Annotated in this window: 21 protein-coding genes and 3 pseudogenes; 11 read left to right on the top strand and 13 right to left on the bottom strand. The window is 61.9% G+C overall.

Annotation, left to right across the window (positions count from 1 at the left end; all coding sequences use genetic code 11):
- The first annotated feature begins 242 nt into the window (after positions 1–242).
- Positions 243–917, top strand: coding sequence for a histidine phosphatase family protein (locus tag M0746_RS07155; protein WP_258448630.1), 675 nt, complete (start codon positions 243–245; stop codon positions 915–917).
- Between the two features lie 135 nt (positions 918–1,052).
- On the opposite strand, the pseudogene mnmH reads toward M0746_RS07155, so the two are convergent.
- A pseudogene (gene mnmH, locus M0746_RS07150) lies at positions 1,053–2,155 on the bottom strand (tRNA 2-selenouridine(34) synthase MnmH).
- Positions 2,155–3,189, bottom strand: a complete 1,035-nt coding sequence (gene selD, locus M0746_RS07145) for a selenide, water dikinase SelD (protein WP_258448629.1) — start codon at positions 3,187–3,189, stop codon at positions 2,155–2,157. Before selD ends, mnmH begins: the two are co-directional and overlap by 1 nt.
- A gap of 333 nt (positions 3,190–3,522) precedes the next feature.
- Here selD and M0746_RS07140 point away from each other — a divergent pair, with 333 nt between their 5' ends.
- Positions 3,523–4,440 carry a nucleoside-specific channel-forming protein Tsx gene (locus M0746_RS07140; RefSeq protein ID WP_446731260.1) on the top strand — a complete coding sequence of 306 codons (918 nt, stop codon included), beginning with the start codon at positions 3,523–3,525 and terminating at the stop codon, positions 4,438–4,440.
- 15 nt (positions 4,441–4,455) lie between these two features.
- A complete protein-coding gene (locus M0746_RS07135) occupies positions 4,456–5,478 on the top strand; it encodes a purine-nucleoside phosphorylase (RefSeq protein ID WP_258448627.1) in 1,023 nt (340 codons plus the stop codon).
- Between the two features lie 138 nt (positions 5,479–5,616).
- On the opposite strand, the gene M0746_RS07130 is transcribed toward M0746_RS07135, so the two are convergent.
- The 3 genes and pseudogenes from M0746_RS07130 to M0746_RS07120 all read right to left on the bottom strand — a co-directional run bounded on the left by M0746_RS07130 (position 5,617) and on the right by M0746_RS07120 (position 7,758).
- Complete coding sequence (locus M0746_RS07130) at positions 5,617–6,573, bottom strand: quinone oxidoreductase family protein (RefSeq protein ID WP_208940515.1); 957 nt, start codon at positions 6,571–6,573, stop codon at positions 5,617–5,619.
- 27 nt (positions 6,574–6,600) lie between these two features.
- A complete protein-coding gene (locus tag M0746_RS07125; protein WP_258448626.1) occupies positions 6,601–6,774 on the bottom strand; it encodes a XapX domain-containing protein in 174 nt (57 codons plus the stop codon).
- A 221-nt stretch (positions 6,775–6,995) separates the two neighbouring features.
- A pseudogene (locus tag M0746_RS07120) lies at positions 6,996–7,758 on the bottom strand (AraC family transcriptional regulator).
- A 145-nt stretch (positions 7,759–7,903) separates the two neighbouring features.
- Here M0746_RS07120 and M0746_RS07115 point away from each other — a divergent pair.
- Together M0746_RS07115 and M0746_RS07110 are read left to right on the top strand one after the other, a co-directional pair.
- A complete protein-coding gene (locus M0746_RS07115; RefSeq protein ID WP_090284584.1) occupies positions 7,904–8,131 on the top strand; it encodes a DUF6555 family protein in 228 nt (75 codons plus the stop codon).
- A gap of 35 nt (positions 8,132–8,166) precedes the next feature.
- Entirely contained in the window at positions 8,167–8,439 is a 273-nt protein-coding gene (locus tag M0746_RS07110; RefSeq protein WP_258448625.1) for a hypothetical protein, read from the top strand.
- A gap of 544 nt (positions 8,440–8,983) precedes the next feature.
- Here the strand turns inward: M0746_RS07110 and M0746_RS07105 are convergent.
- On the bottom strand, positions 8,984–9,436 hold the full coding sequence (locus tag M0746_RS07105; protein ID WP_258448624.1) for a DMT family transporter: 453 nt from the start codon (positions 9,434–9,436) through the stop codon (positions 8,984–8,986).
- A 3-nt stretch (positions 9,437–9,439) separates the two neighbouring features.
- The gene (locus tag M0746_RS07100) at positions 9,440–9,925 is read right to left on the bottom strand and encodes a DMT family transporter (RefSeq protein ID WP_258448623.1); all 486 of its coding nucleotides are present in this window, start codon (positions 9,923–9,925) and stop codon (positions 9,440–9,442) included.
- A 112-nt stretch (positions 9,926–10,037) separates the two neighbouring features.
- On the opposite strand from M0746_RS07100, the gene M0746_RS07095 reads away from it, so the two are divergent.
- A complete protein-coding gene (locus M0746_RS07095; RefSeq protein ID WP_258448622.1) occupies positions 10,038–10,973 on the top strand; it encodes a LysR family transcriptional regulator in 936 nt (311 codons plus the stop codon).
- A gap of 196 nt (positions 10,974–11,169) precedes the next feature.
- Here the strand turns inward: M0746_RS07095 and M0746_RS07090 are convergent, their stop codons facing one another.
- Together M0746_RS07090 and M0746_RS07085 are read right to left on the bottom strand one after the other, a co-directional pair.
- A complete protein-coding gene (locus M0746_RS07090; RefSeq protein ID WP_258448621.1) occupies positions 11,170–12,852 on the bottom strand; it encodes a methyl-accepting chemotaxis protein in 1,683 nt (560 codons plus the stop codon).
- Between the two features lie 194 nt (positions 12,853–13,046).
- Entirely contained in the window at positions 13,047–14,363 is a 1,317-nt protein-coding gene (locus M0746_RS07085; RefSeq protein WP_258448620.1) for a Na+/H+ antiporter family protein, read from the bottom strand.
- 382 nt (positions 14,364–14,745) lie between these two features.
- On the opposite strand from M0746_RS07085, the pseudogene M0746_RS29410 reads away from it, so the two are divergent.
- Together M0746_RS29410 and M0746_RS29405 are read left to right on the top strand one after the other, a co-directional pair.
- A pseudogene (locus M0746_RS29410) lies at positions 14,746–16,044 on the top strand (HAMP domain-containing protein); the annotation flags it as partial.
- A gap of 102 nt (positions 16,045–16,146) precedes the next feature.
- The gene (locus M0746_RS29405) at positions 16,147–16,902 is read left to right on the top strand and encodes a methyl-accepting chemotaxis protein (RefSeq protein ID WP_423815359.1); all 756 of its coding nucleotides are present in this window, start codon (positions 16,147–16,149) and stop codon (positions 16,900–16,902) included.
- Positions 16,903–17,032: 130 nt separating this feature from the next.
- On the opposite strand, the gene M0746_RS07075 is transcribed toward M0746_RS29405, so the two are convergent.
- The 4 genes from M0746_RS07075 to M0746_RS07060 are packed head-to-tail and all read right to left on the bottom strand — an operon-like array spanning position 17,033 to position 19,634.
- Positions 17,033–18,346 carry a sensor histidine kinase gene (locus M0746_RS07075; RefSeq protein WP_258448618.1) on the bottom strand — a complete coding sequence of 438 codons (1,314 nt, stop codon included), beginning with the start codon at positions 18,344–18,346 and terminating at the stop codon, positions 17,033–17,035.
- Entirely contained in the window at positions 18,343–19,011 is a 669-nt protein-coding gene (locus tag M0746_RS07070) for a response regulator transcription factor (RefSeq protein WP_203418735.1), read from the bottom strand. The genes M0746_RS07075 and M0746_RS07070 overlap by 4 nt, the downstream gene beginning before the upstream one ends.
- A 3-nt stretch (positions 19,012–19,014) precedes the next feature.
- On the bottom strand, positions 19,015–19,326 hold the full coding sequence (locus M0746_RS07065; RefSeq protein ID WP_208940505.1) for a PepSY domain-containing protein: 312 nt from the start codon (positions 19,324–19,326) through the stop codon (positions 19,015–19,017).
- Positions 19,326–19,634, bottom strand: coding sequence for a PepSY domain-containing protein (locus tag M0746_RS07060; protein WP_258448617.1), 309 nt, complete (start codon positions 19,632–19,634; stop codon positions 19,326–19,328). Before M0746_RS07060 ends, M0746_RS07065 begins: the two co-directional genes overlap by 1 nt.
- Before the next feature lie 379 nt (positions 19,635–20,013).
- Between M0746_RS07060 and M0746_RS07055 the strand changes: the two genes are divergently transcribed.
- The 3 genes from M0746_RS07055 (at position 20,014) to codB (ending at position 23,256) form a co-directional block, all read left to right on the top strand.
- Entirely contained in the window at positions 20,014–21,093 is a 1,080-nt protein-coding gene (locus tag M0746_RS07055; RefSeq protein ID WP_258448616.1) for a patatin-like phospholipase family protein, read from the top strand.
- Between the two features lie 84 nt (positions 21,094–21,177).
- Entirely contained in the window at positions 21,178–21,534 is a 357-nt protein-coding gene (gene queD, locus M0746_RS07050) for a 6-carboxytetrahydropterin synthase QueD (RefSeq protein WP_007915588.1), read from the top strand.
- Between the two features lie 450 nt (positions 21,535–21,984).
- On the top strand, positions 21,985–23,256 hold the full coding sequence (gene codB / locus M0746_RS07045; RefSeq protein ID WP_208940502.1) for a cytosine permease: 1,272 nt from the start codon (positions 21,985–21,987) through the stop codon (positions 23,254–23,256).
- The last annotated feature ends 3 nt before the right edge of the window (positions 23,257–23,259 follow it).

The raw sequence follows: 23,259 nt of genomic DNA, 5'->3' as shown, positions 1-23,259 counted from the left end.
AGGCCCGCCGCAGCGCCTACACGAACCGTAACATCCTGTCGCTAACCTGCGCCCAAGCCCGCAAAGTCAGCCGTTAAAGTGCCGCGCGGCGGGCCGAATCGAACCAAACGGCCCAGGATGACTCTGAGCTATGCCTTTTTGCAGAGGACGCTGTTCACGACATGGAAAACACCCGGCGCCGGCAGCCTGCGGTGTAAAGGTTTGTCAGCCCTAACTGAATTTGCTGAAGAACTCTTTATTTCATGACGAACCTTATGCGTTTCGCCAAACGATTCAAACACCGTGCATACGTGGCCCTGCCCTCGCTGCTGGCCGTGACTGCGCTGGCGCTGTCGCTGGAGTCCAGCGAGAGTCGCGCGCAGCCGGCGGACGGCACGCAGACTCTGGTGTTCCTGCGCCACGCCGAGAAACCCGAAGGCGGCTTGGGTCAATTGAACTGCCAGGGCCTGAACCGCGCCATCGACCTGTCGACGCTGTTGCCGGAAAAATTCGGCAAGGCCGACTACGTGTTCGCCGCCAATCCGACGCGCAATGTCGAGGAAGGCGAGCTGGACAATTCCTACAGCTACATTCGCCCGTTGATGACCATCAGCCCCGCCGCGATCAAGCTCGGCCTGCCGGTGAACATCGAGTTCTCGGCCAATGACACCAGTGACCTGGCCCGCGAACTGCTGGACGAGAAGTACCACAACTCGACGATCTACACCGCCTGGTCACACGGCTATCTGCCGGAGCTGATCAACAAGGTCGCGGGCAACGCGGTCGGCAAGAAACAGAACATCACCGAAGACTGGGCGGGCAATGATTTCGACTCGCTGTATGTGCTGACCCTGACCTGGCACAACGGCAAAGCGAGCCTGCAGAGCCACAGTTACAAGCAGGGGCTGGATCATGGCAAGGACACTTGCCCGACCTGAGTTTGGTATCGCCTGATCTTGCCCTATCGCTGGCAAGCCAGCTCCCACAGGGTATGAGGGTGTGCATGAATGACCTGTACACCCACAATACCTGTGGGAGCGGGCTTGCCCGCGATGGGGCCAGCAAAAGCGCAATCAGACCCTCTGACTCACCCGCTCGCGCAAATAATCAATCACCGCCCCCGCTCCCCGGCAAACTCGATCCGCCCGCCCTTCTTCTCGCGCTGGAACACATACATCGGGTCGTAATACTCGCGCAGCAAGCCTTCGATCCAGCCGCGATGCAAGTCCACCGCGCCGCTGCGGGCCTGCTCGGCCAGTGCGTCTTCCATCATCAGAAACAGGCGTCGATGGCGCTCGCCACCCAGACGTTTCTGCACGTTGTTCAGGCTTTCGAGCAGGCGTTCGGCGAACAGCGTGAAACCCTCCTCGCCGTGGACCGCTGAAAACTCCGCCGCCAGATCGGTGACGTAATCACGCAGGATCCGCTCGACGCGATCCTCGAAGCGGTCCTCCAGCCAGACCATCGGGTACTGCTGCATGCCTTGATACAGCGGCAGCGGCAAGGCGCAGCTGCCGACCACCCGGCTCTCGTCCTCAAGCACGAACTGCTCGATACCGGCATCGCGTTTTTTCAGGATGTCGATGGCCAGACGGTTTTCGAAATCGATGTTCGACGGCTGCCCGGTCGCGCGTTTGCCGAAGCTCGAACCGCGATGATTGGCGTGCCCTTCCAGGTCCAGACCATTGCGCAGTTGCACCAGCACTTCGGTCTTGCCGGTGCCGGTCATGCCGCCGAGCAGAACGAAATCGCACTGGGCGATGGCCTGTTCAAGGGTGTCGATCAGAAAACTGCGCATCGCCTTGTAGCCGCCACCGACGCGCGGATAGTCGATGCCGGCCTCGTCGCGCAGCCATTGCTGGGTGATCTGCGAGCGCAGGCCGCCACGAAAACAATAGAGATAACCATCAGGATGCGCCCGGGCGAAATCGGCCCAGGCCTGGATACGCTCGGCCTTCACTGAGCCGGATACCAATTGATGGCCCAGTTCGATCGCCGCCTGCTGGCCGTGCTGCTTGTAGCAGGTGCCGATTTTTTGCCGTTCGGCATCGTTCATCAGCGGCAGGTTGACCACGCCGGGGAACGCGCCCTTGTGAAACTCGACCGGCGCGCGAGCGTCCATCAGCGGCCGGTCGTTGAGGAAAATGTCACGGTAGTCGGTGCAGTCGCGGAGCATCAAATCACCTCGACTGCGTTCGTCTGTCGCTCGACCAGCTCGCCGATTGGCGCAAGGCTCAGGCCCAGTTCGGCGGCAACCGCGAGGAATTCGTCGTTGCCCTCCGGCGTCACGGCGATCAGCAGACCGCCACTGGTTTGCGGGTCGCACAGCACGCGTTTGTGCAGCTCTTGCACGCGGCCGACCTGTTTTGCGTAACTGTCGAAATTGCGCAAGGTGCCGCCGGGCACGCAGCCCTGATCGAGGTAATACTCGACGCTGTCCAGACGCGGCACGCGGTCATAGGCGATGCGCGCGGTGAGCTGGCTGCCGTCCGCCATTTCCACCAGATGCCCGAGCAGGCCAAAACCGGTGACGTCGGTCATCGCGGTGACGCCGGCGAGTTTGCCGAAACGGCTGCCGGGCTTGTTCAGGGTGCACATCCAGTCGCGGGCCACGCCGACGTCGGCGGCGCGCAGCTTGCCCTTTTTCTCGGCGGTGGTGAGGATGCCGATGCCCAGTGGTTTGGTCAGGTACAGCAGACAACCGGCGGTGGCGGTGTCGTTGCGCTTCATGTGGCGCTTTTCCACCAGACCGGTTACCGCGAGGCCGAAAATCGGTTCGGGCGCATCGATCGAATGCCCGCCGGCCAGCGGAATGCCCGCCGCGTCGCAGACCGAGCGGCCACCGCGAATCACTTCCCGCGCCACTTCCGGCGCCAGCACGTTGACCGGCCAGCCGAGGATCGCGATCGCCATCAGCGGATCGCCGCCCATCGCATAGATATCGCTGATCGCGTTGGTCGCGGCGATGCGGCCGAAGTCGAACGGATCATCGACGATCGGCATGAAAAAATCCGTGGTCGACACCACACCGCGCTCGGCATCGATCTCGTACACCGCCGCGTCATCACGCGAGGCATTGCCGACCCACAGTTTGGGGTCGAGGTTCTGTGCGCCGCTGCCGGCCAGAATCACTTCCAGCACCTGCGGGGAAATCTTGCAGCCGCAACCGGCGCCGTGGCTGTATTGGGTCAGACGAATCGGCTCGCTCATGGGAGGGTCTCTGGCAATGAATGGGGCGGATTCTAGCAGAGCGCGGCGAGGGTCATCGGCGCAGGCGTCTGCCAAACGTCCTGGCGAACACCCTCGCTGCTAAAGAATTCTGTGCGGGTACACGTATCTGATCGATCCGTCATGAAATACCGCGAAAGCTCCGACATTTCAGCGCCTTGCCAAATCTGGTACGCCTTGTGCAAACGTTTGCTTGTCACCCATGCCAGCGTTTTCGTGACAAACCGTAATCGCCCACGGAACTGCGGGCCCGGATCCACAAAAAGGACTTTGCATGCACCTCGCCTCGTCTCATCGCGCACCGTTTTTGCGCACTTGCGCTGTTTCCTGCTACTGACCGGCGTTACCGGATTTCTCAGCCTCAGCGCTCTCGCGCAACCGGCGCCCGCCGAAGAATCCGCTCAGGGCGAGACCCTCAGCCCCGAGGCCAGCCCACCGAAAAAAGGTGCGTACCTGTCGGACTGGTACAACCAGGACCTGACCCTGATCGGCAGCAAGGACATCAGCTTCGGCCCGCAACCGGCCGACGACATTTATCTGGAATACGAGTATTTCGGCCGCAAAGGCCCGTTCGAACTCTACGGTTATGTCGACGTGCCGAAGATCTTCAACATCGGCAACAGCCACGACAAAGGCGTGTGGGATCACGGTTCGCCGGTGTTCATGGAGCACGAGCCGCGCATCTCCATCGACTACCTCGCCGGCCGCAGCCTGGCCATCGGTCCGTTCAAGGAATGGTACGTGGCGTTCGACTGGATCTACGACCACGGCAGCCGCAAGGAAAACCGCGCCAACACGCTTTACAGCGGCTTCGGCACCGACATCGATACGCACTCGCGGGTCAATCTGTCGGCCAACCTGTACGGTCGCTATCAGTGGGAAAACTACGGCGCGAGCAATGAGTATTCGTGGGACGGCTACCGCGCGCAGCTCAAATACATCATCCCCATCGATAAATTCAGCAACGGCGCGTCGCTGACCTACATTGGCTTCACCAACTTCGACTTTGGCTCGGATCTGCACAAGGACGACCCGGCGCGCACCGCCAACGCGACGGTGGCCACCAACGTCTTGCTCTACTCGTTCACGCACTTGCGCTTCACCCTGGTCGGCCGCTATTTCCATAACGGCGGCAACTGGGATGACGGCAGCGAGCTGAATTTCGGCGACGGCAATTTCCGTGCGCGTTCCAACGGCTGGGGTTACTACGCCGGCATCGGTTATCAGTTCTGACTCAAGGAGTTTTGCATGCAAGCCATAAAGCATTTGACCCTGGCCGGCGCGGCCCTGCTCGCTTCCACTGCATGGGCGAGCGAGGCACCGATTCAACCGAAAGTCGTGCTGATCACCATGTTCGCCCCTGAGGCGCAGCACTGGATCGATCGGCTCGAGCTGAAGCAGGAAATCCGCGTGCCGGGCCTATCCGCCGAATACCCGAACATTCGTTGCAACGCCCAGCAGGTGTGTCTGCTGACCACCGGCATGGGCCAGACCAACGCTGCTGCCTCGACCCTGGCACTGGCCCTGTCGCCGAAATTCGACCTGCGTAAAAGTTACTTTCTGATCGCTGGGATTGCCGGCATCAGCCCAAAACACGGCACCATCGGCACCGCCGCATGGGCGCATTATCTGGTCGAGTTTGGCACGCAGTGGGAGCTGGATTCGCGCGACGCCCCGGCGAGCTGGCCGACCGGTTATCTGGGCATCAACACCCAAGGCCCGAACGAAAAACCGCCGCTGGACTACAAGACCGAAGTCTTCGAACTCAACCCGACACTGCAAGCCAAGGCCTTCGCGCTGAGCCACAAAGTGGTACTGAGCGAGAGCAAGGAATCGGCGGCGTGGCGGCAGAAATATCCGTCCGCCCCGGCCAACCAGCCACCGGTGGTGACGCGCTGCGATACGCTGGCCGGCAACACCTGGTTTTCCGGCACGCGCCTGAGCGAACGAGCCGAGGTCTGGACCAGGCTGCTGACCGACAACAAGGGCGAATACTGCACAACGCAGCAGGAAGACAACTCCACGTATGAAGCGCTGCTACGCGCCAGCCGCGAAGGCCTGGTCGACGTGCAACGCCTCGCCGTGGTCCGCGCCGGCTCCGATTTCGATCGCCCGCAACCCGGCGGCAGCGAAGTCGACAACCTGCTCAAATACGCCGATCAGGGTGGGTTTGTGCCGGCGCTGGAAAATCTGTATCGGGCCGGTAACCCGCTGGTGCAGGACATTCTGGAAAACTGGTCGGCGTGGGAAAAAGGCGTCCCCGCCTCTTAAGGCCGACTCAGCCCCCTGTGGGAGCGGGCTTGCCCGCGATTGCGTCAGCTCAGGCAACCTTTCTCTCGCCTGTTCCATCGCCATCGCTGGCAAGCCAGCTCCCACAGGTTTCAGGTTGTTAGAGAAATTCGAAGTGAGTCAGGGTATGAGGATGATCTTGTCCCCGCCGCCCTGATTTACTTCGGCATACCGAGCGAGCCCTTCAGCCATCGGCACCTCGACCAGCCCCTGCGGCAACGGCAAACGATCCTCATCGAAAAACCGCCCGAACTGCTCAAGCATCGCCGCACACGCTTCAACGCCATACAACAACGAGTTGATCCCCACCACCGAACCGCCCTTGCGGTAAAGCGCCAGTGCTGGCAGCTGTACGTGGCCGTCTACCGGCGCGGCGATGATTGCAATGCGCCCGAACGTCGCCAACGCTGCCACCGACGCCGGCAGCCAGAAACCGGTGGTGTCGAAAATCACATCGGCGCCGCCGCGATACACCGCGTTGACCTGCGCACCAAGGTCTTCGGGTTGATCCAGCTGAATCGTCTGATACCCCTGCGCCTGCAACTCAGCCACTTGCTCGGGACGCCGCGCCGCAGCGAGCAACTGCGCGCCGCGCACTTTGGCCAGCGCCAACGCCGCTGTCGCCACCGCCCCGCCGCCAATCACCAACAAACGCGTGTCGGCGTTCACCAGACTGCGCTCCAGCGCATCCCAAGCGGTGGTGTACGGCACGCCGAGGCTGGCGGCCTGAGCGAAACTCAAGTGCGACGGTTTATGCGCGATACCGCCGGCCGGCAGTTTGACGAACTGCGCATGGGAGCCGTCGGCGAAAAAGCCCAGTTCACGGCCCGTTCCCCAGACTTCCTGACCGATCAGCGCTTGCGGCCCTTCGACCACCACCCCGGCAAAGTCCCGCCCGGGAATCCGTGGCAGCGTGGTGTAAGGAAAACGCCCGAGAACGTTTTTCACATCGCTGGGGTTGAGGCCGGCCGCTCTGATCTGCACAAGCACTTCATCCGGGCCCGGCACGGGTGTCGGCACCTCGGTGTAACGCAGGGAAGACAGGTCGCCGGTTTTATCGAATTGCAGAGCTTTCATGGAACGATCCACCAAAGAGAGGAAAATTCAGGACAACCAACCGGCGACGAGCTGCCGGCCCATCGGCCACAACTGTTCACCGGCGAGCATGCCGAGCAGGCCCACCAGCGCGATGGCCGGCGGGGCTGGAGAACGAACATCCAGTGCGCCGTACAACAGGCCGACGCCCAGGCCGATGGCGAGCGAAATCAGATAATTCATGGAGGCACTCCGCCGTTGAAAGGAATGGGCAGAGTTTAGGGAGGGGGACCGAAGGCTACCGGCCAAGGACTTCTGGATTTCGGCCAAACCCGTCGCAATCAGCGAAGAACCCTGTGGGAGCGAGCCTGCTCGCGAATGCGGTTCCTCAGCGCCGGATGAGCGTGCTGATACACCGCATTCGCGAGCAGGCTCGCTCCCACATTGGATTTACATCGGTCTGATTAATTGTGTTCCATCACAAATTGCGAAGGCGCCACCCCAGCTCACGCCGGAACATGTCACTGAAACTGCTCGGCGAGTAACCCAGCTCCCGCGCACCGCCACGCCCTGAATCAACTCCGCCACCGCCGTCGCCAGTTGCACCTGCCGCCGCCATTCGGCGAAGCCCATGCCGAGACTGTCCTTGAACAGCCGCGCGAGGGTGCGCACGCTGGCCCCGGCGTTTTCCGCATGCTGCTCGAACGGCAGCGCCAGCGACGGCGCCGCCATCACCGCCTGACACACGTTCATCAGGCGCCGATCGGAATCATCCGGCAGCGGGACCTTCAGTGAAGAACGCCGTGCGCGTCTGAGCTCGAGCAAGGCCAGACCGACCAGCGCCTCGTAGTATTCCGGGTCGCCACTGTCACCCTGCGCCACCAGGCCGACAATCAGCTCACGCAGCAAACCGCCGACCTCGATCACCTGCACCGTCGTATCCAGCGTCGCCGCCAACGCCGGGCGCAGGTAGATATTGCGCATCTGCAAATCCGACACCACGCGAATGGCGTGCGGCACACCCGGCGGCAACCACACGGCCCGCTGCGGCGGCACCACCAGCGCTTCGTGCGGCGTCTCGACCCACATCACCCCGCTCATCGCATACAGCAACTGCCCCCAGACATGCTCATGCGGCTCGATGAACAGCCCGCGCGGATAGGTGCGCGCCAGCGGTTGCACCGGCACATCGGGGTCACTCAGATCGGGGGGCGCAGCAAGGGCCATGGCAAGCATTCATCGGGGTTGGCGAAGGCGCCATGGTAACCAGCGCGCCCTACGCTCGCCAATCATCACTACCGTCGGACAATCCGACTGAATTTTCGCGACGCCCTGCGATCCGTTAATTACCACAGGGAGGAATACCGGCTTTATGAACAACGCAAAACTTTTTGTTATCGACTACACCCTTCACGGTACGCCCAAGTCGTTCATTATCCGCTCGGACAAAATGGACAATGCCGAAGCCTGGCACTGGGCGAGCTGCGACGCCGGCGTCGGCCGAATCCCGCGCTTTGGCCGTGAAAAGGTACAAAAGACCAGCAAACCGATGGCGGAAAAATTCGGCCTGGAAAACGTCACCTGGCGCCAGACCCATTAACCACCCGACCGCCCGCGGACCAGAGGGAAACGCTGATGGACATCCTTTACCACCCGGCGCGACTGGACTACGGCCTGACCACATTCTTCGGCCAGATCAGCAAAACCGTGGATTGTGAGGTTGGGCTCGAGACGGTTGCGAACGATCCTTACCGCTTCACCTTATGCGTCAAGGCGCCGGTGCCGGATGATCTGGACCAGGCGAAAATAGTCGTGGTGAAAGTGGGTGGGCGCACGCTTCAGGGCAGTGTTCGAGAGACGGAGCCTCTGCAGGATGGAGGGATGAAACTTCAGGTGGAGCCAGATTGATCAAAAGCCCCTCACCCTAGCCCTCCCGAAACGTCGGACCGCCCGTAGGGAGAGGGAACTGACCGTGGTGATTGGAAGAGGTACGCCGACATGACATACCGAGTCGAACTCAAGTTCTGAAGCCCCCACAAATCGGCTCCCTCTCCCTCGGGAGAGGGCTGGGGTGAGGGAAAATCCACCACAAATCCAAAGCCATGCGGCGCTTCTAACCACTCAACAATGAGCGTTAGCTCGAGTGCTTTTGATCTTGATCCACCAGCGACATCGGAAGGCTGAGCGCAGGGATTGATCCGGGCGTGGGAGCGCAGCGACCGTCTGGCGCAGCCAGACACAGCGGACGTAGGTGCAGCGAAGCAAACCGTAGCCGCTGCGCCCGGATCGATCCCGGAGCGAAGGGACCCGAGCCTGCGAGGGCCGTACGTAGGAGCTAGCGTTTTTTGCTTACTTTTTTAGGCGCTTGTAAAAAGTAAGTCGCCGTCAGGCGAAACCGCCAGCCGCGGCACCCGAAGCAACGGATATACACCCATCTCAGCAACCCAAAGAATCAATCCAGGCGCGAAGAACTCCGATACATAAACACCAGCGCCAACGCCAGACACCCCATCGCCAAAACCCGACTCGACGAAAGCTCGATCGCCGGATTGCCCAACCAGCCGAAATTATCGATCAACATCCCCATTCCCAACTGCCCGACAATCACCGCCACCGTCGCCACCGCCGTGCCCACCACCGGCACCGCACCGACCATCACCATCATGTACACCACGCCGAACAGGGCCCCGGTCAACTGCCACTTCGGCACATCGAACAAGCTCACCGCCTGCGCCGGCTCAAAGAAGAAAATCAACAACCCGGTCACCACCGCGCCCACCGCAAAGGTCAGCAGACTGCTGCGCAACACGCCAACCGACTCACCCAGGCGCCCGTTGATCGCCGCTTGCACGCTCAACACCGCGCCGGCCAACACCACCACGGCCAACAAAATCACCAGACCCATCACTCACCCCCGCGCAATCAGAATCAATGCCACCACAATCAGCCCCAAGGCCAGCCAACGCTCGCCATTGACCTTCTTGCGCGTCGCGCCAAACCAGCCGAAATGGTCGATCAGCACGCTCTTGCCCACTTGCCCCGAGAGGATCGCGATCATGGTCATGGCAATGCCGATATGCGGCGTTGCCAGGGTGAGCACCACCACATAGATCGGCCCGAGAAACCCGCCGATCAACTGCCAGCGCGGCAGCTCGGTCAGCGCCGGGCCTTTCTGCGGGCCGGCGAACAGCAGCAGCAAACACAGGATCGCCGCCCCGACGCCGAAGATACTCAGCGTCGCCCACAAGTGCCCGACCTGCTCGCCCAACGGCCCGAGCAGTCCGGCCTCTACCGACAAGCCCATGCCGGCCAGAATCACCAGCGGCAGCAACAACAAGCGCAACCCCGACTTTTTCACAGGCGTGGCAACAGCCACTTCATCCAGCGTCTGCATAAAAACTTTCCACTCGAAGAAACGATGGCGCGGATTATCGGTTGGCAGAGCTGTGCGATAAATGGGAGTATTCGGACAACACTTTTGCGCAGTTCGCACAGCAGGACACCTCATGCACGGGCTCAATGAACTGGGATTCAAGGCACTGCGGCTATTTGTTGCTGTGCTCGATCAGGGCAGCTTTTCTGAAGTCGCCCGCCGTGAAGGCGTGGCGCCCTCCTCGATCTCCCGGCAGATCCAGCTGATGGAGCAGGCGCTGAATCAGCAATTGCTCTATCGGCATACCCGCGCCGTTTCGCCGACCGAGGCCGGTCGCCTGCTCGGCCATCATGCGCGGCTGCTGCTGGCGCAACTGGAAGAAGCCGAGCAAGCGCTGCAGGAGCAGCAAAGCGAACCCACCGGCCTGGTGCGGATCAACGCTCCGGTGGTGTTCGGTCAGCGTCATCTGAGCCCGTGGCTGGGCACGTTGTGTGCGCGTTATCCGCAGTTGCAACTGGATATCCAGCAGACCGATCACTACGTCGACCCGTTGCAGGAAGGCGCCGACCTGCTGGTGCGCATCGGCCCGTTGCCCGATTCGAGCATGCAGGCGCGGATTCTGGCGCCGCATCGCTTTCAGGTCGCCGCGAGCCCGGCCTATCTTGCGCGCCACGGCACGCCGCAAAAGCCCGAGGATCTGGCCCGGCACCAATGCCTGGCCTACAAAGGCGCGACCGGCCAGCAGCGCTGGTTTTTCCGCCGCGATGGCGAGGACTGGACGCCGTACTCGGTCAAAGGCCCGATCACCAGCAACCACGCCGACACCCTCACCCAAGCCGCCGAACAGGGTCTGGGGCTGGTGATGTTTCCGTCATGGCTGATTGGCGAAGCAGTGCGCGCCGGCACGCTGGTGCCGGTGATGCGCGGGTATCAGGTGTCGAACAGCCTGGAGCCGCAGCAGATTGCGGTGCTGTGGCCGGGGAGTCGAAGGTTGTCGGTGAAGGTGCGGACGGTGATTGATTTCTTTGTTGAGTGTTTTGGTGAGGTTCCGTATTGGGACAGGCCTTGAAGATCAAGAGCCCCTCACCTAGCCCTCTCCCGGAGGGAGAGGGGACCGAATGGGGATGCTTGGGAAATACATCGACTTGAATCGCTTTGCTGAATCCATAATCGACTCGATTTCTCAGGTCGATGTATGGCGCAAGACAACTCGGTCAGTCCCCTCTCCCTCTGGGAGAGGGCTAGGGTGAGGGGCTTTTCAAGCGTCAGATCCGGAACTGCCCAACCAGCTTGCCCAACCGTTGCCCCAACTCCGCCAGACTGCGCGAGGTCTGCGCGCCGAGCTGCGTTTCATCGGCAACGCTATCCACCGCCACCGCAATCTGGTGCACGCTGCGGTTGATCTCTTCTGCCACCGCCGTCTGCTCTTCGGCGGCGCTGGCGATCTGTGCGTTCATCGAGTTGATCGTCGCAATCAGCTCGGCCATGGCATCCAGCGACGCCCCGGCCTGGTTGGCCTGTTGCGAAGTGCCGTCGCCGGCCTCGCTGGAACGGCGCATGGCCTCCACAGCCTGCTGCGTGCCGGCCTGCAGACGATCAATCATGCCTTGGATTTCCTGGGTGCTGATCTGCGTGCGGCTGGCCAGCGCGCGGACCTCGTCGGCGACCACGGCGAAACCACGCCCGGCCTCACCCGCCCGCGCTGCTTCGATTGCCGCGTTGAGGGCCAGCAGGTTGGTCTGCTCGGCGATCGAGCGAATCACCCCGAGCACACCGACAATCGAGGTCACGTCCTGCTGCAAGCTGTCCAGCGATACGCCACTGTTGCGAATGTCATCGACCAGCGCGTGGATCTGTTTGATGCTGCCGGCCACCACGCGTTTGGCGCTTTGACCTTCTGCGTCGGTCTGCTGCGCGGCGACGGCGGCGTTCTGCGCGCTCTTGGCGACTTCCTGTGCGGCGGCGGACATTTCGTTGATGGCGGTGGCGACCTGATCGGTCTCGTGACGCTGACGCTCCATCGCCTGATCCGAGCGCTGCGCCTGATCCGACACCTGAGTCACCAGCCCGGTCAGTTGCGTGGTCATTTCGGTGATCTGCCGCACCAGGCCGTGGATCTTGTCGACGAAGCGGTTGAACGAGCCGGCCAGTTCGCCAAGTTCATCCTGGCTGGTGATGTTCAGGCGCCGGGTCAGATCGCCCTCGCCTGCCGCGATGTCATCGAGGTTGGCTTTCATCAGGGTCAGCGGCCGCAGGATGGTGTTGGCCAGCAGCATCCCCGCCGCGGCGATCACCAGCAGCACCAGCACCGCCACGCCGACAATGCTCAGCACCACGCCTTGCACGCGTTCCTGGACCTGGGCTTCGACCTGCGCCACTTGCGCTTCGATGCCGTCGAGGTTGACCGAGGTACCGACGGCCATGTCCCACTTGGCCAGGTATTCGGTGTAACCGAGTTTCGGCACCAATACTTTCGCATTGCCTGGCAGCGGCGAGCTGTATTGCAGGTAGTGCGTACCGTCCTTCGCCACTTTTACCAGGCCGAGGTTGACGTAGACGCCATTCGGGTCGCGGTTGTCCTTGAAGCTTTTGCCCACGCCGTCGGGGTCGTTGGCCTTGAACAGGCGCACGATCTCCGAGTCGTAGGCGAAGAAGTAGCCGTCCTTGCCGTAGCGGATGCCCGACAGCAGCTTGATCGCCTGCGCGCGCGCCGCGTTGTCGCCGGGCGCGGCAGCGTCATACAGCGGCTTGATCGTGGTCATCGCCACGGCGACGTAACTTTGCAGGGTGGCTTTGGCGTCGCCGAGCAGGCGCTCGCGGGTTTGCTCGACTTCCTTGCGCGCCTGTTCCTGAAGGATGAACAGCGTGGTCAGGCTGATGACCAGAGCAAAGAGCAATACCGGAAGAACGGCGAGGGACAGGACTTTAGCCTTGAGGCTCAGGCGCATTGTAGGGGCTCACTCTTTTGATTTTGTTGGCGTGGTTAAAGGCTTTAACGGCACGCCGGGGCAAAAGTTGAGTCAGCAGGCACTGCGTGTCCCTGTGGGAGCGGGCTTGCCCGCGATGGCGGTGTGTCTGAAAGACGAATAACGAATGTGTCGACGCCATCGCTGGCAAGCCAGCTCCCACAGGGTTCAGGGGTTTACAGGACCATCGCGGCCACCCAGCCGAAGGCCAGCAGCGGCAGGTTGTAGTGCAGGAAGGTCGGGACCACGGTGTCCCAGATGTGGTGATGCTGGCCGTCGATGTTCAGGCCGGAGGTCGGGCCGAGGGTCGAGTCCGAGGCCGGTGAACCGGCGTCGCCCAGCGCACCGGCGGTGCCGACGATGCACACGATGGCCATCGGGCTGAAGCCCAGTTGCACGCACAGCGGCACGAAAATCGCTGCCAGAATCGGCACGGTGGAGAACGACGAGCCGATGCCCATGGTCACCAGCAAGCCCACCAGCAGCATCAACAGCGCGCCAACGCCTTTGCTGTGGTTGATCCACGCTGCCGACGATTCAACCAGGGTCTGCACCTGCCCGGTGGCTTTCATCACTTCGGCGAAACCGGAGGCGGCGATCATGATGAAACCGATCATCGCCATCATTTTCATGCCTTCGGTGAACAGGTCATCGGTCTCGCGCCACTTGACGATGCCGGACACCGAGAAGATCAGGAAACCCACCAACGCACCGATAATCATCGAATCCAGCAGCAGTTGGACGACGAACGCCGAGGCGATGGCCACACCGGCGATCAGCAGGCTCAACGGGTTGTAATGCACGGCGGTCTGCTCGACCTGCTCAATCTTCGCCAGATCGTAGACGCGCTTCTTGCGGTAACTGACGAATGCCATCACCAAGCCGAAAACCATGCCCAGCGCCGGGATGCCCATGGCGTGGGTGATGTTGATACCGCTGATGTCGACGCCGCTGCGCGCAACGTTGGCCAGCAGGATTTCATTAAGGAAGATATTGCCGAAACCCACCGGCAGGAACATGTACGGGGTGATCAGGCCGAAGGTCATGACGCAGGCGATCAGGCGGCGGTCGAGTTGCAGCTTGGTCAGCACATAGAGCAGTGGCGGCACCAGCAGCGGAATGAATGCAATGTGGATTGGCAGTATGTTCTGCGAAGCAATCGCCACCACCCACAACAGGCCGATCAGCAGCCATTTGACGTTGCCACCGCCGCTCGAATGTTGCCGGTCAACCATCGCCAGCGCCCTGTCGGCCAGCGCGTGGGCCAGGCCCGACTTGGCAATCGCCAGAGCGAAAGCGCCGAGCAACGCGTAGGACAACGCCACCGTGGCACCGCCGCCCAGGCCACTGTTGAACGCCTTGAGTGTGGCGTCCATGCCCAGGCCACCGGTCAGGCCGCCGACCAGCGCACCGACGATCAGCGCGATCACCACATGCACGCGGGACAGGCTGAGAATCAGCATGACGCCGACTGCTGCTATGACTGCATTCATTTTCACTACCTCGAAAAACACTGCGGTGGACAAACCGACCGCCAGACAGGATGAGTCCGCCAGAACTGCTCGGCGGAGCCAAAAGGGTCTTGTTAAAAGGGCGCGCACTGTGCCGCAAGCAGCCGCAAGCTGCAAGTTTCGAGCGGCAAGCTGAGCTGCTTTTGATCGTTCCCACGCTCTGCGTGGGAATGCAGCCCGGGACGCTCCGCGTCCCAAAGCGGACGCAGAGCGTCCATTGAGGCATTCCCACGCGGAGCATGGGAACGATCAACGCAGAGGGTGGGAACGATCAAGCTTTTAGCTTGAAGCTTGCCGCTTGCCGCTCAAGAAAGCTGTTTTTCAGCCGTTAGAGTGCAAAATCTCAGATATTTATCGAATAAGGATGTTTTCCATGTCGCTCAGACACCTTTCCATCCAATGGAAAATCACCCTGCTCGCCGGCCTCTGTCTGGCCGGTATCGTGACCCTGCTCGTCGGTCTTTCGCTGTATCGCATGGAGCACAGTTCCGCGCTGGTCAAGGCGTCGAGCATGGAGATGCTCACCGAGTCGGCGCAGGCGCGCATCGAGTCGCAGGGTGAGGTGCAAGCGGCGGGGATTCGTCAGCAGTTCATGGATGCCTATCAATACGGCCACGGCTTCTCGCGGCAGGTGCTGTTTCTGCGCGAACAGGCCGAGAAGCGTTTTCTCGATGCCTTCGATCTGCGCGAAGACATGACCCGTCAGGTCAAATCCGCATTGCAGGCCAACCCGGATCTGCTCGGCCTGTCGCTGGTATTCGAAGCCAATGCGCTGGACGGCAAGGACGAACTGTTCGCCGGGCAAGATGAGCTGGGCAGCAACGACAAGGGCCGTTTTGCGCTGTACTGGTCGCAGCCGACCCCGGGCAAGGTCCACTCGATGGCCCTGCCGGAAAGCGACATGAGCGACACCCGCACCGGCCCCAGCGGTCAGGCGGCCAACGCCTGGTTCACCTGCCCGCGCAGCACTCTCAAGCCGTGCGTGATCGAACCGTACTTTTACGTGATCGACGGGCAGAAAGTGCTGATGACCAGCATCGTCTTCCCGTTGCTGCTCAACGGCAAGGTCATCGCCTCGCTGTCGGTCGACATCAACCTCAACAGCCTGCAAGCGATCAGCCAGACCGCAAGCAAAAAGCTCTACGACGGTCAGACCGCCGTCAGCATCATCAGCCCTGCCGGCCTGCTCGCCGGTTACAGCGCCGATGCCGGCAAACTCAGCCAGCGTCTGGACGCCGTCGACACCAGCAGCGGCGCAGAGCTGCTGCGGCGTTTGGCGGCCAGCACGGGCGTGAGCAGCCTGCACAATGATGGGCAATTGAAAGTGCTGTCGCCGTTCCAGCCGATTCCGGGCGGGCCGGCGTGGGGCGTGCTGCTCGATGTGCCGGAAAAAGTTCTGGTCAGCCGCGCCGAAGCACTCAAGCAACAGCTGGACGCGAGCAACACCTCGGGCACGTTGATGGAGCTGAGCCTCGGCGGCCTCGCCGCTCTGCTCGGCCTGCTCCTGGTGTGGCTGATGGCGCGCAGCGTGACCCGACCGATCCTCGGCGTCGCGCACATGCTCGAAGACATCGCCAGTGGCGAAGGCGACCTGACCCGTCGCCTGGCCTATGACAAACAGGACGAACTTGGCCAACTGGCTGGCTGGTTCAACCGTTTTCTCGACAAGCTGCAACCGATCATCGCCGAAGTGAAACGCTCGGTGCAGGACGCGCGCAGCACCGCGGACCAGTCCTCGGCCATCGCCACCCAGACCAGCGCCGGCATGGAGCAGCAATACCGTCAGGTCGATCAGGTTGCGACCGCCTCCCACGAAATGAGCGCCACCGCGCAAGACGTCGCCCGTAGCGCCGCCCAGGCTGCCGAAGCCGCCAAGGATGCCGACCGCGCCACCCGCCAGGGCCTGACGGTGATCGACCGCACCACCGCCAGCATCGACACCCTCGCCGCCGACATGAGCGCGGCGATGCTGCAGGTTGAAGGGCTGGCGGCAAACAGCGAGAAAATCGGCGCAGTGCTGGAAACCATTCGCGCGATTGCCGAGCAGACCAACCTGCTGGCGCTCAATGCCGCGATCGAAGCGGCGCGGGCCGGTGAAGCCGGACGCGGTTTTGCCGTGGTCGCCGACGAAGTGCGCAACCTCGCCCGGCGTACCCAGGAATCGGTGGAGGAAACCCGCCAGGTTATCGAGCAATTGCAGAACGGCACGCAGGAGGTGGTCGGTTCGATGGGCAACAGCCATCGCCAGGCCCAGGGCAGTGTCGAGCAGGTCGGCCAGGCAGTGACCGCGCTGCGCCAGATCGGCGACGCGGTAACGGTGATCAGCGACATGAACCTGCAGATTGCCAGCGCAGCCGAAGAGCAGAGTGCGGTGGCCGAAGAGATCAACAACAATGTGGCGACGATTCGCGACGTGACCGAATCGCTGTCGGGCCAAGCCAATGAATCGGCGCGGGTCAGCCAGTCGCTCAACAGCCTGGCGAATCAGCAGCAGCGGTTGATGGATCAGTTTCGCGTGTAAGGCCCAGCGCGAAACCCAATGTGGGAGCGAGCCTGCTCGCGAAAGCGTCGTGTCAGACAGCAATCATTTGTCTGATCCTCCGCATTCGCGAGCAGGCTCGCTCCCACAGGGGATATAGGTGTTTGGGCAATCAGCGTTTAGGCAATTCGATCACTACCTTCAACCCACCCCACTCGCTCTCGCCCAGCACCAGCAACCCGCCCCACGTTTCGACGATATCGCGCACGATGCCCAACCCCAGCCCATGCCCGTCGGTCTGCTCATCCAGCCGCGTGCCGCGACTGAATACCTCGGCGCGCTGTTGCTCGGGTATGCCCGGCCCGTCATCCTCGACGCACAGCGCAAAGCCGTCGGTGCGCTCGATTACGCTCAAGCGCACCTCGGCGTCCGCCCACTTGCAGGCGTTGTCCAGCAGGTTGCCCAGCAGCTCAAGCAAATCCTCACGGTCCCAGGGCAGTTGCAGCCCGGCCGGGGCGACGTAGCTCAGCGCCAGGTGTTCGCCGTGGATCATGTTCAGCGTCGCCAGCAGCCCCGGCAGTTCCGCATCGCAATCGAACAGCGCGCCGGGCAGCGCATCGCCGGACAAGCGTGCGCGATTCAATTCGCGATTGAGGCGCTGCTGCACTTGCTCCAGTTGCTCGATGAGGACCTTGCGCAGTTCCGGGTGTGCATCGAGTTTTTCGCTCGACGCCACGCTCAACAGCACCGCCAGCGGGGTTTTCAAGGCATGGCCGAGGTTGCCCAAGGCGTTGCGCGAGCGCTTGAGGCTGTCTTCGGTGTGGGCGAGCAAATGGTTGATCTGCGCCACCAGCGGCTCCAGTTCCACCGGCACTTGATCATCGAGCTGTGAGCGCTGGCCCTGCTGCAATTGCGCGATCTGTTCACGCGCCCGTTCCAGCGGCTTCAAGGCGCGGCGCACGGTCAGGCGCTGCAACAGCAGAATCACCAGCAACGCCGTCAGGCCTGCGGCCAATCCGATCTGGCGCATGCGCTGGAAGCTTTCGCGCACCGGCGTGTAATCCTGCGCGACGCTGATCGAGATCGACTGGCCGAGGCGTCGATAATCCGAACGCAGTATCAGCAACTGTTGTCCGTCCGGGCCCAGTTGCAGATTGCTGTGCAGGCCGGGATGGTCGAGCAGCGGCAGGTCCTGATCCCACAACGAGCGCGAACGCCAGTGGCTGTCGGCAAAGTCGATACGGAAGTAATGCCCGGAAAACGGCCGCTGATAGGCTGGCGACAGATGCCGCTCGTCCAGCTGCAAGCCTTGCGGGCCGCGCACCAGCGCCACCAGCAGACTCTCGCTGTCGTTACGCAGACCTGCTTCGAGATAACGCTGCAACCCTGCTTCGAACAACCACAGACTGGTCTGCGCCAGCACCACGCCGACGATCACCATCACACTGATCAGACCCAGGCTCAAGCGGCGCTGGATCGACCTCACGAGGCTTGCCCGCCGAACAGGTAACCCTGGCCGCGACGGGTTTCGATCACGCTTTTGCCGAGCTTGCGACGCAGATGATTGACGTGGACTTCGAGCACATTGGAATCGCGCTCGGTTTCACCGTCGTAGAGGTGTTCGGCAAGGTGGCTTTTGGAGAGGATTTGTTCAGGGTGCAGCATGAAATAGCGCAGCAGACGGAACTCCGCAGCGGTCAGTTGAATATCGGCGCCGTCACGCACCACGCACTGACGCCCCTCGTCCAGGTGCAGACCGGCGGCCTTCAATGTCGGTTGATTGGCCTGGCCCTTGGAGCGGCGCAACAGTGACTGAATGCGCAGTTGCAGCTCTTCGGGGTGGAACGGCTTGGTCAGGTAATCGTCGGCGCCGGCCTTCAGGCCTTCGATGCGTTCGGCCCAGGAATCGCGTGCCGTCAGTATCAGCACCGGAATCGACAGCCCACCGGCGCGCCACTGCGCCAGCACCTCAAGCCCCGGCACGCCGGGCAGGCCGAGGTCGAGGATGATCAGATCGTACGGCTCGCTGCTGCCCTGATACACCGCGTCGCGACCGTCGGCCAGCCAATCGACCGCGTAACCTTGCCGCTGCAGGCTGGCGAGCAACTCGTCGGCCAGCGGTACGTGGTCTTCCACCAAAAGCAAACGCATCGATCAATCTTCCTTGTCTTTGACTAACTCGCCGGTGTCGGCCTTCAAGTGCAGCTCGCGCGCCACGCCCTCGACCGTCAGCAACTCGACTTCGTAAATGTAGACGTCGTGTTTTTCTTCCAGCTCGACTTCCAGCAGTTTGGCGCCTGGGTAACGATCCATGGCCTGCTGCAACACTTGCTCCAGCGGCAGGATCACGCCCTTCTCGCGCAGGCTCAGAGCTTCGTCCTGATCGAGGTCGCGGGCCATGGCCGTGGAGCAAAACAACACCAGCACCAGGGCCGTACGGCGGGTGGTGCGAACATTAAGCTTCATTACGTATCCTGATGATGCTTGAGCACTTTGCCATCGACCGCGTCCAATTCCAGATCCCATTTCTCGCCCTGCGGATCGCGCAATTCGATCTGGTAAATGTACTTGCCATATTTTTCTTCCAGCTCGGTTTCGGTGATTTCCGAGCCCGGGTGTTTGGCCAGCGCGATGGCGTTGAGCTTCTCGAAGGAGACGATAGTACCAGCGTCACGCAAACGAAGCGCTTCGTCAGGCCCCAGATCACGCGCAAATGCGGTGCCGGCAGTGAGGCAGATGATCGAGGCAGTGATCAGGGCAGTCAGGGTGTTCACGGGTGTCTCCAATTCTTATGGATTGCTTACGACAGGCACCTTAACGGGAGCAACTTAACTGAAACTGAATGGCCATCATTGTGCCTCTTCAGACGGTGCAGAACCCTGTGGGAGCGAGCCTGCTCGCGAAAAGCGTTCTTTCAGCCAGCACATTTGGTACTGAAACACCGCTTCGCGAGCAGGCTCGCTCCCACATGATTTTGCGTCTGACACAAAACCCATGAACACCTTGCCCCTGTAGGAGTGAGCCTGCTCGCGATAGCGGTCTTTCAGTCAGCCCATTTGGCACTGACACACCGCTATCGCGAGCAGGCGAAGGCCTACAAGGGCTCTGCAACATGTGCTTATAATTCGCAGCTTGCTAACGATCGAGGCCGGTATGACCGCCATCCACATCAAATTCCCCGCCCTCACCCTCAAGGCCGGCCCGCGGGCCATGGCGCGCATTCGTGCCCGGGGTCTGAACGCTGCCGACGTCGGCACCCTGCCCGGCGCGGCCGGTGGGCCTAAGGCGTTGGGGATTCAGGGGCTGGATCTGGCGCTGTTCGGTGAATGGCTGCCGAGTACGCCGCGCGAGCGGTCGCTGATCGGCGCTTCGGTCGGTTCCTGGCGCTTCGCCAGTGCCTGTCTGCCCGACGCCGCCGAAGGCCTGCGCCGCCTCGGGCATCTGTACGCCGAGCAGAATTTCAACAAAGGCGTGACCATGGCCGAGATCAGTCAGAGCTCGCAGCGCATGCTCAACGACCTGCTCGACGGCCGCGACGCCAGCATCCTCGACAATGCGCATTACCGCTTGAACATCATGGTAGTGAAAAGCCAAGGCCGTCTGGCCGAGGATCATCGCGGGCGACTCGGTCTGGCGCTGGGTTCGGTGATTGCCGACAACCTGCGTGGCCGGGCGCGGCTGTCGCGGCACTTCGAACGGCTGATCATCCACGACCCGCGCCTGGCGCCGCCGCTGCATGCGCTGGACGACTTCCCATCGCGCTTCGTCGCGCTGAACGCCGGCAACCTGCGCCAGGCCTTGCTGGCGTCGGGTTCGATCCCGATGGTCATGGAAGGCGTGCGCGATCTGCCCGGCGCTGGCGCGGGGACGTTTCGCGACGGCGGCCTGCTCGACTATCACCTCGACCTGCCCTACAGCGGCGACGGCATCGTGCTCTATCCGCACTTCACCGACCGGGTGATTCCCGGCTGGTTCGACAAGACCCTGCCGTGGCGCCGCGCCTCGGTGCAGCGTTTGCAGGACGTGCTGTTGCTCGCACCGTCGAAGGAATATCTGGCCCGCCTGCCTTTCGGCAAACTGCCCGACCGAAACGACTTCAAACGCTTCATGGGCGATGCGCCGAGCCGGCAGAAGTACTGGCACACGGCGATGGACGAAAGCCGCCGCCTCGGTGACGAATTTCTCGAACTGACGGCCAACGGTCGCCTCGCCGAGCACTTGCTGACCCTTTAGTCAGCACAGCCACAGACAAGCTGATAAACTCGCCGCCTGCCCGAATCGCTGCGGCGAACGCCATCTGAACAGAGTCAAAATACCGTGGAAATTTTCAAAGAGTTTACTTTCGAATCCGCCCACCGCCTGCCGCACGTCCCGGACGGCCACAAGTGCGGGCGTCTGCACGGTCACTCGTTCAAAGTGGCGCTGCACCTGAGCGGCGACCTCGACCCGCACACCGGCTGGATCCGCGATTTCTCCGAGATCAAGGCGATCTTCAAGCCGCTGTACGAGCGTCTCGATCACAACTACCTGAACGACATTCCCGGTCTGGAAAATCCGACCAGCGAAGTGCTGGCCAAATTCATCTGGAATGAAATGAAGCCGCTGCTGCCGGAACTGAGCGCGATCCGCATTCATGAGACGTGCACCAGTGGGTGCATCTATCGCGGCGAGTGATTATCACAGAGCGCTTTTTGTAGGGGGCGGTGTTGAGTCAGGAAATAAAGAACAGCCGCAAAGGCTGTTTTTTTATGCCTGCGCCGCCCTCCGTCGCTTCCTCTGACAGCCTCCAAATCCCCTGACACCGATCGTTCCCACGCGCAGCAAAGGAATGCCTCAACGGACGCTCCGCGTTCGGCTTCGGCATGGGACGCGGAGCGTCCCGGGCTGCATTCCCACGCAGAGCGTGGGAACGATCATGCACCGTGGCTCCCATATCGCGCACGGGCGTGGGAGCGATCATGCACGGACAAGCACCGTGGCTCCCACATTGCACACGGGTGCGCTCATCTGCACCGTTTTTGCGCCTGTCTGCGTCGTGTCGTCTATACATACCCCACCGAATCGGTATTTGGCACGACCGCTGCAACCCTCCCGCGTCTTCTCCCTTCCAGCAAGGACTGCCTCATGACGCAGAACGCTCCCGGCAACGATTACCCCCTCAGCGAAGTCCCGATGCACGCGCGCAAAGGCCTGGCCTCTACCGCGATGGTGTTACTGGGCTTCACGTTTTTTACCGCAACCATGTTTGCCGGCGGCAAGCTCGGCGTGGCGTTCACTTTCAGCGAGATGATCGCGGTGATCGTGGTCGGCAACCTGCTGCTCGGCCTGTACGCCGCAGGCCTGGGCTACATCGCCTTCAAGAGCGGGCTCAACTCGGTGCTGATGGGCCGTTTCTGTTTTGGTGAAGTGGGCAGCAAGCTCAGTGACCTGATTCTCGGATTCACCCAGATCGGCTGGTACGCCTGGGGCACGGCGACGGCGGCGGTGGTGATCGGCAAGTATTTCAATCTCAATGAAGCCACGGTGCTCGGCTTGATGGTGCTGTTCGGGCTGGGCTTCTGCGCCACGGCGTACATCGGTTATCGCGGGCTGGAAATTCTCTCGTACATCGCGGTGCCGGCGATGCTGTTGCTGCTGATGCTGTCGATGTGGGTCGCGACGGTAAAAGTCGGCGGTTTCGAAGGCTTGCTCAGCGTCGTGCCGACGGGTTCGCTGGATTGGTCGACCGCTATCACGCTGGTGTTCGGCACCTTCGTCAGTGGCGCGACGCAGGCGACCAACTGGACGCGTTTCTCGCGCTCGGCGCGAGTCGCAGTGCTGGCCAGCCTGATCGGTTTCTTTGTCGGCAACGGCCTGATGGTGCTGATCGGCGCCTACGGCGCGATCGTCTATCAGCAACCGGACGTGGTCGAGGTGTTGCTATTGCAAGGTTTCGCCATGGCCGCAATGGCTATGTTGTTGCTGAACATCTGGAGCACTCAGGACAACACCATCTACAACTTCGCCGTCGCCGGTTGCAACCTGCTGCGCACCAGCCGGCGCAGAACCGTGACCCTGGGCGGCGCGGTGATCGGCACGGTGCTCGCCTTGCTGGGCATGTACGACATGCTGGTGCCGTATCTGATTTTGCTTGGCACGGTGATTCCGCCGATTGGCGGGGTGATCATGGCCGACTTCTTCTACCGCTGGCGCGGGCACTATCCACGCCTGGCCGACGCGCGGTTGCCAGCGTTCAACTGGCCGGGGCTCGGGGCTTACGGGGTGGGCACCATTGCCGCGTTCAGTTCGCCGTGGGTCGCGCCGCTGGTAGGGATTGCCGCTGCCGCGCTAACGTATGTCATCGTCACCGGTCTGCTCGGCGCCCGTCGCGTCAGCGCACCACTACAAGATCTATAAAAG

This window comes from Pseudomonas sp. S11P7 (genome assembly GCF_023195435.1).
GTDB classification, from domain to species: Bacteria; Pseudomonadota; Gammaproteobacteria; order Pseudomonadales; family Pseudomonadaceae; genus Aquipseudomonas; species Aquipseudomonas fluorescens_G.
The sequence above is the reverse complement of the archived record's forward strand: the minus strand, read 5'-3'. Positions and strand labels throughout refer to the sequence as shown.

Excerpts from the sequence above, each read along its gene's own strand:
- M0746_RS07055 (WP_258448616.1), top strand. The coding sequence starts at position 20,014 with ATGACCGCCATCCACATCAAATTCCCCGCCCTCACCCTCAAGGCCGGC.
- M0746_RS07110 (WP_258448625.1), top strand. The coding sequence starts at position 8,167 with ATGGACATCCTTTACCACCCGGCGCGACTGGACTACGGCCTGACCACA.
- M0746_RS07155 (WP_258448630.1), top strand. The coding sequence starts at position 243 with ATGACGAACCTTATGCGTTTCGCCAAACGATTCAAACACCGTGCATAC.
- M0746_RS07095 (WP_258448622.1), top strand. The coding sequence starts at position 10,038 with ATGCACGGGCTCAATGAACTGGGATTCAAGGCACTGCGGCTATTTGTT.
- codB (WP_208940502.1), top strand. The coding sequence starts at position 21,985 with ATGACGCAGAACGCTCCCGGCAACGATTACCCCCTCAGCGAAGTCCCG.
- M0746_RS29405 (WP_423815359.1), top strand. The coding sequence starts at position 16,147 with ATGGAGCAGCAATACCGTCAGGTCGATCAGGTTGCGACCGCCTCCCAC.
- M0746_RS07100 (WP_258448623.1), bottom strand. The coding sequence starts at position 9,925 with ATGCAGACGCTGGATGAAGTGGCTGTTGCCACGCCTGTGAAAAAGTCG.
- M0746_RS07125 (WP_258448626.1), bottom strand. The coding sequence starts at position 6,774 with ATGAATTATCTGATTTCGCTCGCCATCGGCCTGGGCGTCGGCCTGTTG.
- M0746_RS07135 (WP_258448627.1), top strand. The coding sequence starts at position 4,456 with ATGCAAGCCATAAAGCATTTGACCCTGGCCGGCGCGGCCCTGCTCGCT.
- M0746_RS07065 (WP_208940505.1), bottom strand. The coding sequence starts at position 19,326 with ATGAAGCTTAATGTTCGCACCACCCGCCGTACGGCCCTGGTGCTGGTG.
- M0746_RS07130 (WP_208940515.1), bottom strand. The coding sequence starts at position 6,573 with ATGAAAGCTCTGCAATTCGATAAAACCGGCGACCTGTCTTCCCTGCGT.
- selD (WP_258448629.1), bottom strand. The coding sequence starts at position 3,189 with ATGAGCGAGCCGATTCGTCTGACCCAATACAGCCACGGCGCCGGTTGC.
- M0746_RS07085 (WP_258448620.1), bottom strand. The coding sequence starts at position 14,363 with ATGAATGCAGTCATAGCAGCAGTCGGCGTCATGCTGATTCTCAGCCTG.
- M0746_RS07090 (WP_258448621.1), bottom strand. The coding sequence starts at position 12,852 with ATGCGCCTGAGCCTCAAGGCTAAAGTCCTGTCCCTCGCCGTTCTTCCG.
- M0746_RS07070 (WP_203418735.1), bottom strand. The coding sequence starts at position 19,011 with ATGCGTTTGCTTTTGGTGGAAGACCACGTACCGCTGGCCGACGAGTTG.
- M0746_RS07105 (WP_258448624.1), bottom strand. The coding sequence starts at position 9,436 with ATGGGTCTGGTGATTTTGTTGGCCGTGGTGGTGTTGGCCGGCGCGGTG.
- M0746_RS07115 (WP_090284584.1), top strand. The coding sequence starts at position 7,904 with ATGAACAACGCAAAACTTTTTGTTATCGACTACACCCTTCACGGTACG.